The sequence below is a fragment of the Rhodopseudomonas sp. B29 genome (assembly GCF_000333455.1).
Lineage (GTDB): Bacteria > Pseudomonadota > Alphaproteobacteria > Rhizobiales > Xanthobacteraceae > Rhodopseudomonas.
In genome coordinates this window covers 1-9,249 of record NZ_BADD01000335.1, presented here as the reverse complement: position 1 = coordinate 9,249, position 9,249 = coordinate 1, and the positions used below count along the sequence as shown (strand labels likewise).

At 62.1% G+C, this 9,249-nt stretch carries 7 protein-coding genes and 1 pseudogene; 1 reads left to right on the top strand and 7 read right to left on the bottom strand.

Annotation, left to right across the window (positions count from 1 at the left end):
* Positions 1–1,434 (bottom strand): annotated as a pseudogene (locus I5M_RS29625) (pyruvate dehydrogenase (acetyl-transferring), homodimeric type); the annotation flags it as partial.
* Between the two features lie 368 nt (positions 1,435–1,802).
* Between I5M_RS29625 and I5M_RS12090 the strand changes: the two are divergent.
* On the top strand, positions 1,803–2,663 hold the full coding sequence (locus I5M_RS12090) for a helix-turn-helix domain-containing protein (RefSeq protein ID WP_022721645.1): 861 nt from the start codon (positions 1,803–1,805) through the stop codon (positions 2,661–2,663).
* Positions 2,664–2,739: 76 nt separating this feature from the next.
* Here I5M_RS12090 and I5M_RS12085 read toward each other — a convergent pair whose 3' ends face one another.
* The 6 genes from I5M_RS12085 to I5M_RS12060 form a co-directional block, all read right to left on the bottom strand.
* The gene (locus tag I5M_RS12085) at positions 2,740–3,945 is read right to left on the bottom strand and encodes an ABC transporter substrate-binding protein (protein ID WP_283804867.1); all 1,206 of its coding nucleotides are present in this window, start codon (positions 3,943–3,945) and stop codon (positions 2,740–2,742) included.
* A 175-nt stretch (positions 3,946–4,120) separates the two neighbouring features.
* The gene (locus I5M_RS12080; RefSeq protein ID WP_022721643.1) at positions 4,121–5,986 is read right to left on the bottom strand and encodes a long-chain fatty acid--CoA ligase; all 1,866 of its coding nucleotides are present in this window, start codon (positions 5,984–5,986) and stop codon (positions 4,121–4,123) included.
* Between the two features lies 1 nt (position 5,987).
* Entirely contained in the window at positions 5,988–6,767 is a 780-nt protein-coding gene (locus I5M_RS12075) for an enoyl-CoA hydratase/isomerase family protein (RefSeq protein WP_022721642.1), read from the bottom strand.
* A gap of 5 nt (positions 6,768–6,772) precedes the next feature.
* Positions 6,773–7,915 carry an LLM class flavin-dependent oxidoreductase gene (locus I5M_RS12070; RefSeq protein WP_022721641.1) on the bottom strand — a complete coding sequence of 381 codons (1,143 nt, stop codon included), beginning with the start codon at positions 7,913–7,915 and terminating at the stop codon, positions 6,773–6,775.
* Between the two features lie 166 nt (positions 7,916–8,081).
* Entirely contained in the window at positions 8,082–8,831 is a 750-nt protein-coding gene (locus I5M_RS12065) for a creatininase family protein (protein ID WP_051048721.1), read from the bottom strand.
* A 43-nt stretch (positions 8,832–8,874) separates the two neighbouring features.
* The coding region (locus I5M_RS12060; protein WP_022721639.1) for an enoyl-CoA hydratase/isomerase family protein at positions 8,875–9,249 on the bottom strand (375 nt) is incomplete at its 5' end.

Sequence of the window (9,249 nt, the reverse complement as noted above, 5' to 3'; positions counted from 1 at the left end):
CCCGGAATTGAGTCGCCGCCCCGGCATGTAGCCACCGAGCGCAGCGCGCCGGTCGCGCAGAATACTGAATTTTTAACGCTGTCCTCTGCCGGCCCGAAGAACTCCAGTTTCTCGACCTGCGCGTTGCTGAGAGGCAGAGCGAACCGATCGCGAAAACGCATACAGCGCGTCGACATCCAGCTTCTTCGCCTGGTGCGATGTCATGCGCGACTCGCCGGCGCCGCCCATGCCGTAACCCTTCTTGGTCTTCGCCAGAATGACCGTAGGCCGACCCTTGGTGTCCTTGGCGGCGGCAAAGGCCGCAAACAGCTTCTTGAAGTCGTGACCGCCCCGCTTCAGGCCGTCAATATCCGCGTCCGACATGTGCGCGACCAGCGCACGGACCTCGGGGTCCTCGCTGAAGAAATTGGCGAGGTTGTAGGCCCCGTCCTTGGCACCAAGCGTCTGATATTTGCCATCGACCGTCTCGGCGAATTTGCGCAGCAGCGCGTGCTTGCTGTCGCGCGCGAAGATATCGTCCCAATCCGATCCCCAAAGCACCTTGATGACATTCCAGCCGGCGCCCTGGAACAGCGATTCCAGTTCCTGGATCACCTGCCCGTTGCCACGCACCGGCCCATCCAGGCGCTGCAGGTTGCAGTTGACGATGAAGGTAAGGTTGTCGAGATTCTCGCGCGCTGCCAGTGCGAGCCCGGCGATCGATTCCGGCTCGTCCATCTCGCCGTCGCCGAACACACCCCAGACGTGACGGCCGGCCGTCTGTACCAAACCGCGATGCTGCAGATACTTCATGAACCGCGCCTGGTAGATCGCGCTGATCGGACCAAGGCCCATCGACGCCGACGGCACCTGCCAGAACTCCGGCATCAGCCACGGATGCGGATATGACGACAGGCCTGGACCACTCAGCTCCTGCCGATACAGCTTCAAATTGTCGTCCGACAATCGCCCTTCGAGATAAGCGCGCGCGTAAACTCCGGGCGATGAGTGCGGCTGGAAATACACCAAATCGCCTTCGGATTCGGAGCTCGACGCACGAAAGAAATGATTGAAACCGACTTCGAAGATCTCCGCGGCCGAGGCATAGCTGGCGACGTGTCCGCCGAGTTCGCCGTAGGCCTTGTTGGCACGGACCACCATCGCCAGCGCATTCCAACGGATGATGGCCGTCAGACGGTTCTCTATCGCGATGTCACCGGGGTAGGGCTTCTGCTGCTCCAGCGGAATTGAATTGCGGTAGGGCGAATACGGCGGCGAGTCCGACAGGACTCCGAGCTCCTTCGCACGCCGGTCGAGCGCAGCCAGAATGTATTGCACCCGTTCCGCCCCTGCACTGTGGTGGAGCGAACCAAGCGACGCGAGCCAATCGGCAGTTTCGACCGCGTCTTGATCGGAGCTGGCGGCTTTGCGCGGCGGATCGATGTGAACAGTCATTCGTCGGACTCCCAGAAAGTCCGCACTTGGTAGCATCTGGCACTGTGGCACGTGCTGCTGAATACGGTCGCGTTCTGAAAGATTGCACGGCCCGCAGCGGCACCTAGGCACGCATTCAGCATTCTCTGCCGTTGGATTAGTCAGCGGACGAATCTCGCAGCGTGCTGCGCCGCCGTCGTTCTCTGGTGATGGCGACGCAAGATGCCGCATGACTAAGCGCACACGCACAGGTAACGGGCATCTTGTCGCGGGCGAACTGGCCCGGCCTCTTCGCGCGCCTAGTGACCCCGGCTCTGAAAACAGCTAACCTCGAGTGGCAGGAGGATCTGCGTTAAGTCTCGAAAATTTGACGAATTGGCAGGATAACAATGCCGCCTGATATCGAGTTCGATCCCGATTTCGCACGAATGGATCTGCCCGATCTTCGCATCAACTATGACCCGGTTGATCCGGATCAGTTCGACCGTCCCGTCACGTCTTTCTGTCTGGAAACGAGCAAAGACAACGACGACCTGCCGCTGCACTCACACCGCAAAGGCCAACTGGTCGTCGCATCTCACGGCTCCGTCATGTGCCGGGCGCCGGGCGGCTTGTGGATTGTTCCACCGCAAGGTGCGGTATGGATCCCGGCGGGCGTCCTGCACAGCAATTGCGTCGCCGACTTCGGCAAACTCTATACAGTGTTCATCGATCCGCAGGTCAGCATGCTGCCGCAGACCTGCTGCACGCTGATGATCACATCGCTGGTGCGAGAATTGATCCACCGTCTCTCGGTGTTCCCACCGCTCTATCCGCTGGAAGGACCGACCAGCCGTCTTGGACGCGTGCTGCTCGACGAACTGGTGCAGATGTCGACCACCGATGAAATGTACTTACCGATCTCCGCCGACACTCGCCTCCAGCACCTCGCGACATCCCTGCTGAGCAATCCTGGCGACCGGAGCACGATCGACGAAGTCGCCTCGCGATACGCCATGAGCGAGAGTACATTCGCGCGCTTCATCGCCAAGGAAACCGGGATGACATACGGGCGTTGGCGCCAGCGTCTCCACATCCTTCTCGCGATGCAACGCCTCACAGCGGGCAGTTCAGTGCAGGCCGTGTCGCTGGAGCTCGGATACGAAACGCCCAGCGCGTTCATCACGATGTTCAAGAAGACGATGGGAAAGAGTCCACGGCGCTTCCTGGCCGAGCGGTCGCGCCTGATCAATTCGGAGATTCTGCCGTAGCTCACGCGCTCCTGCCGCGGCATTTGCGCGATCACGGCCCCACGATGTCGTCGCGGGGCCGCACGGCATGACGACGTCAGCGCTTGCTGTAAGGTACGAGTGGATATTCCAGCGACGCTTCGGCGATCGCCTTCGGAGCCACCACACGCGGCCGCCCGTTCAGGCCTTGCAGCATGACCATCGAACAATGGATGTTTTGGCCCGTCTCGTCGAACTTGGTGTTGTCGCCATACATCAGGATCGGCTTCATGTCGGTCGTCTTGAGTGCGCCGTGAATCGCCGCCGAGTCCGACGTGGCCGCCCGCTTCACCGCGTCTGCGACGATCTGCACGGCTTCAAAGGCGCAGCCCGCATTGGCATCGAACCAGTCGTTGGGGTAGTCGCCCGCGAACATCTTCATGATCTTGTCAGTCTCGGCGCCCTTCGGGTTGAGCCACAGCGCCGACAGGATCGGCCCGTCGCCATACTTTCCGAGCGCATCGTGATACGCCTTGTCCGATACGCCGTTGGAGTTGGGCGAGAACACCATCTTGGGATCCCATCCCTGCTTGATGCATTCGCGTGCGATCATGATCGCGTCATTGACGCGGGTGACAGAGATCAAAGCGTCGGCACCCGACGCTTTCGCCTTGGCGACTTCGACCGACAGATCCTTCGCCTTCTCGTCGTAGGCGATGTACTCCGCGATCTTGAGCGGGACGTCCACTTCCTTCCAGGCCTGATCGATGCTCTTCGCCGTCGACTGCCCCATCGTATTGTTGAGGTGGAGGACCACCGCGCTGCTCGGCGGATCCTTCAGCGTGCCGAGCACGTGCTTCAGCTCGACCAGCGACTGACGCACGATGGTCAGCGAGGTGGGGTAGTAGCGAAACACTTGGGTGAACCCCTGCGAGGTCACCTGAGTGGCGCTGGCAATGTGGACAACCATGGGCACCTTTGCCGCCTCGCAGGCCTGGAGTGCCGAGATCGTTGCACCGGAGTCCCAGGCGCCGATCAGCACGGTACAGCCCTGCCTGATCAGGTTCTCTGCGGCGATGCGGCCGTTCTCCGGACGGCTCTGCGTATCGGCATGAACGATCTCGATGTCGAGGCCGAACTTCTCACGGGCGAACTTGGCGCCGAGATCGATGCCACGAACGCAAGCCTGACCAGGGAAAGCGAGCACGCCGCTGCTGGGCATGATCGCTCCGACCTTCACCTTCTGCGTCGCCGCGAGACTTGGCCATGACATCAGGCCTGCTGCAATTCCAAACCCGCTTCCGACAATCGTCCGCCGCGTCATTCCGCTTCGCTTGGTCATCTGACGTCCTGTTGCTGAGGGTGATAACTCTGTCCCGACTTGTAGTTTGGTGCGTACGGTGGCGAAGGCTGCGTGCACGCGCTGCCGTACGGTTCTGGTTCGCCCGCGCCTGATCCTCGACACACCGACGAGCCCGCGTGGTCTCCCGCCGTCGCCGTCAAAGGCCCATTTCGGCCTTGATCAGCTTTTCCTCGGTTTCGTCGTAGAGCGAGGCAATGAGAAACTGATAGCGCTCGTTGATCTGTTTGCGTCGCTTCTTCCGCGTCGGCGTCATGACGCCGTTCTCCAGCGACAGCTCCTCCGGCAGAATGCGAAACGCCTTGATCTGCTCGGCCCGCGCCAACCTTCCGTTGGCCTTCCCGACCTCCGCCTCGATCAGCCGGTTGACAATCTCGGAGGATGCCAGATCGGCATAGGTCGCGATCTTGGCATCGCGCGACTTTGCCCACTCCATCGTCGCGGTGGCATCCACCTCGATCAGGGCGGTGAGATATTTTCGCCCTTCGCCGATCACGGCCGCCTCGGAGATGAACGGGCTGTGCCGCAGTTCGTTTTCGATCTGAGTCGGACTGATCGACTTGCCGTTCGAGGTGTTGATGATCTCTTTCTTGCGATCGACCAGCTTGAAGATCCCATCGGGCGACACCTCGACGATGTCGCCGGTGTAAAGCCAGCCGTCGCGAAGCGCCGACTTGGTCTCCTCCGGTTTGTTCCAATAGCCGGTGAACAGGCCCGGTCCGCGGACGATCATCTCGCCGTCCTGGAGCACGGCAGTTTCCCAGGCCGGATCCGGCAGCGGGACCCCGACATTGCCGGCCTGCGGCCACTCCGCCATCTGCACCAGATTGGCACCGACCAATTCGGTCTGGCCGTAGCACTCCTTGAGCTGCAGGCCCCACAGCTGCCACAGCGACATCAGCTCGGACGGCATCGCCGCCGACGAGGTGAACGCGACCTTCAGCTCGTCGAAGCCGATTTCCGCGAGAAGCGGCCGGAACACTTCCTCGCGGCAGGTCGCGAACAATTTCGACACGAATGCATCGTCGTTGCCGTGCTGACGGTGTTCGAGCGCACGCCGCGCAATCGTCATGGCGAGGGCGTAGTTCTGATCTCCCGCCTCGCCGGCGGGGTGCACTTTGCTGAGGATCTGCGTCGCAAACCGCTGATAGAATCGTGGCGGCGCCATGTAGTAGGTGGGCTTCACCTCCTTGATCGTCTGGGCGAAGTCCGCGGTGGTCTCGCCGAAATACGGCACCGCGTCGGCGAACAGCGGCAGCGCCGTCGCCTGCCCACGCGCGACGGTGTGCGACATCGGCAAATGCACCACCACCCGGTGCTCGTCCTGGCGCATGCTGGGGCCGAACAGGGTGATGCAATGAGCACCCGCGAGAATTGAGAGATGCGTCAGCATCGCGCCTTTAGGATTTCCCGTCGTCCCGGACGTATAGCCGATGCTGACCACGTCCGACGCCTTCGCGGTCGCGCTCTCCTTTTGCAGATAATCCTGCGCGTCGACGTCGGCTGTCCCGACGAACTCGGCGAGCGACTTGATCGATGCCGTGGCCTCGCCGGTCCAATCCGGGTCGAGCACGATGATGCCGCGGAGCTGCTCGGCCTGACCGGAGGCGCGCACGATGTGAAGCTGTTGCTCGCCGCCGACGAACGCGAACTTTGCGCCCGAGTCCGTGAAGCAATAAGCGACCTCTTCGGGCGATGAGGTGAAATACACGCCCACCATGACGCCGCCGGCGCACATGGTGGCCATGTCGGCGATCAACCATTCCTCGGACGAATCGCCCATGATCGCGACTCGATCGCCGCGCTCGAGGCCAGCGCGCCGCAGCGCGCTGGCCAAGTTCACGACACGCTGCGCATAGGCGCCCCAGGTCATGGCGGTCCAGGCGCCGCGACGCTTCTGTTGCACGGCGATCTTGTCGGGCCGCTCCGCGAGTCGCGCAGCCAAGAGCTGAGCGAAAGTCGTATCGGCCAACTGGGCGCCGGATGTGATCGCAGCGACGTTCATTTCAGCGCTCCGCGAAACGCTTGCGCTTGGCCGCGAATGCGGCAACCGCTTCTGCCCGTTCGGGCGACTTGAACGTCAACATCTCGAGCGCCGCGGAGGTGTCGAGCAACAAGTGGGTGTACTGCTTGATGATCTTGTTGACGCTGTACTTCGTCCACACGATCGATTCCTTCGGCCCGCTTGCCAGCAGCTCCGCGTACTCGATCGCAGCATCGAGCACCTTACCGTCCGCGATCACCTCGTTGATCATGCCCATGGCTGCGGCCTTCTCGGCCGAGATGAATTCGCCCGTCATCAAATAGTGTTTCGCACGCACCGGCCCCATCAGCAGCGGCCAGATCACCGCGCCGCCATCGCCAGCGACGACGCCGGCATTGACATGCGTATCGGCAAAGCGCGCGGTCGAGCTCGCGTAGATCACGTCGCAGAACAGCGCGAGCGTGGCGCCCAGGCCGACGGCGACGCCGTTCACCGCCGCCACGATCGGCACTTCGACTTCGAGCATGTTGCGGATGAGGTGACGCCCGCTGCGGGTCGGGGACGGCAACGCGCCTTTGTCCAGCGACTTCTGGTCGCCGCCCGAGCAGAATCCGCGGCCCGCGCCGGTGAGAACGATCGCATTGACGGAGCTGTCGTGATCCAGCTTGACGAAGACGTCTTCGAGCTCCTCGTGCATCTCCCAATTGATCGCGTTGAGGATCTCCGGGCGATTCATCGTGACGACGGCGACGCCGGTGGCCCGCTTTTCGACGATCAGGTATTTGTAGTCGTATTGCGACATTGATTTCACCGTGCGCTTTGATTTTGGGTCCGCATCTGACGGATCTGTCCGAGGATGTCCTCGGTCGGCCGCACGACGTTATTTCGGTCGTTGAAATGCGGGATGACGTAGCGACCGACCATGTCGATCGCCTCCATGATCTTTTCATGCGGGACCGAGTCCATGTGCAGCAGCACTTCGTCGACCCCCATGGCCTCGAATTTCTCGATCTGCCGGATGACCGTATCGGGGCTGCCGCACACCGTGGTGGCCGACTCGTTGACCAGATAGTCCCAGTCGTTGGCGGCACGCTCCATCGACGGCACGCTCTCGCCCATATACTTGTAATCGTCGGCAATCGCCGCGAGGCGCGGATAGGCGTCGGTCGAGATCTTTGCGTAGTGCATCAGCGGGCCGGCATAATCCGCCTTGGCCTGCTCGTCGGTCTTGCCGATGCCGATGAACAGCGGGACGCCGATGCGCGGACGCTGCAACGGGCCCTCCTCGTCGCGCTTCCAGTTCTTGTGATAGGCGTCGATCAGCTTCTGCTGGGCGTCCCAGCCCTGATAGATGTTGCTGCTCATCACCGCGAAGCCCTGCGACCCGGCCCAGACGTGGCTGCGCTCGCTGGTCGCCGCGATGCCGATCACCGGATGCGGCTTCTGCAGCGGCTTCGGAACCAGCTGGCGCGGCGGAATCTGGTAGTACTTGCCGTCGAAGGTGAAGATGTCCTGGCGCATCGACTTCTTCAGCAGCGCCAGACCTTCTTCCATCTGCGCCAGCGTCTCGTTGGGATCGACGTTGAAGGCGCGCATCGCGATGGTGGTGTTGGCGCGTCCGCCGTAGAATTCCATCCGTCCGTTAGACAAAATGTCGGTCACCGCAAGGCGTTCGGCGGAGCGCAGGGCGTGGTTGATGCGCTGGGGCATCAGCGTCACCGCGGCGCGCAGCTTGACCCGCGACGTCACCGCGGCCAGATAGCCGAACACCACTTCGGGCGCCGAACTCGATATGCCACCCAGGGCCACATGCTGCTCGGAGAGCGCGACGCAGTCGAAGCCGACTTTCTCCGCCAGACGGACTTCATCCACCAACTCATGAAGCCTGCGCGAGTAGCTGTGGCCGACCTGGGTTTCCTGTTCAGACCAGAACCCGAACGTAAGTGCCATTTCTCAATCCTTTGAGATTTCGAGATGGCACAAGGTTTCATATGCAGAGTGATATTTTCGTCCGAAAGCCTTGGAGCGTGAGAGCGCATTCCGAATTTTATGCTGTCAGTATCCGTAAGCCGGAAGGAGACCTGGAACGCTTCGCCGCGCAGCAGATACGTCGCCGTCAACGAGCGCTGCCGGCTTTGGTCCCGCCATCGAAACTCTCGATGAGGAGCTCAGTGACAGCCGCAAGGCATGCGTCGCCAATCTCTCGGCTCGAGCCGAACGGACTTCCGATTACGCCGTTATGCGACACCGATCGGATGCCGTTCTTCCACATCAGCTCGAGATCCGCCTCAGACAAGCCACCGAGATGGCCGACTTCGAAACGGTCCGGCCTCACGCTCGCGGGTCTGATGACCATCATCAGCGATGTCTCGGCGATATCCGCGTGGCCACCGACGGCCGACACGTCTCCTCCGGCTTCGCTCACCGCGCGGCGCCAGGTGTCGATCCATGTCGTCGAGTCGGTGAATGCCAGGATTTCGACATCTGGCGGCACGGCTTCGCGCAGGCGACCGAGCATGTCCTTGAGGATGGGAAAATTGCCGATATGGCCCGAATGGATCAGGATGCGCTTGAATCCGTGTCCGGCCAGGCTGGTGCAATAGTCGATACAAATCGCTTCAAGCGTCTGCGCGCGCAGCGAGATCGTGCCCGGAAACGGCAGATGGTGGGACGAGCAGCCGACCTTGATGGTCGGCGCCACGAGCGTCTTGCCGCAGCTGCGCGCGATCCGCTCGGCCAGCGCGTCGGCGTGATCCGCGTCCATGCCCAGAGACAAATGAGGTCCGTGCTGCTCGACGGCGCCGAGCGGGATCACCACCGTCGTGCATCCCTCGGCCAGAGCCAAGGCGACTTCCTCATAGCTCATCTGCTCGAGGTAGATCTGATCGGGATATCCTCGCGCCACGGGCTCAGCCCTTGTTATTCTTGGACAGAAACCGCGCCCGCGCGGCGGCGGAGCTCTCGGCTGAGACATAGGCGTCGAGGTCGGCCACGGTCATCTCCTCGAGCGCCTGATCGCTCATCTGCGCCGTGAGGTTGAGCGAGCGCTTGATGGCGCGGAACAGCTTTCCGTCCTTCTGCCGCAACGCTCGACACGCGTCCTGCGCACTGGATGCCACGGCGCCGGTCGCGACGATTTCATTGACGGCTCCGATTGCCAGGGCGCGCTCCGCGCCGACCAGATCGCCCCAATACAGCAGATCTTGCGCCGCCCGTACGCCGAGCTTTTCGACTGCTCGGCGCATGCCTTTCGTCACCGGCAGCAAGCCATGGTTGATTTCCGG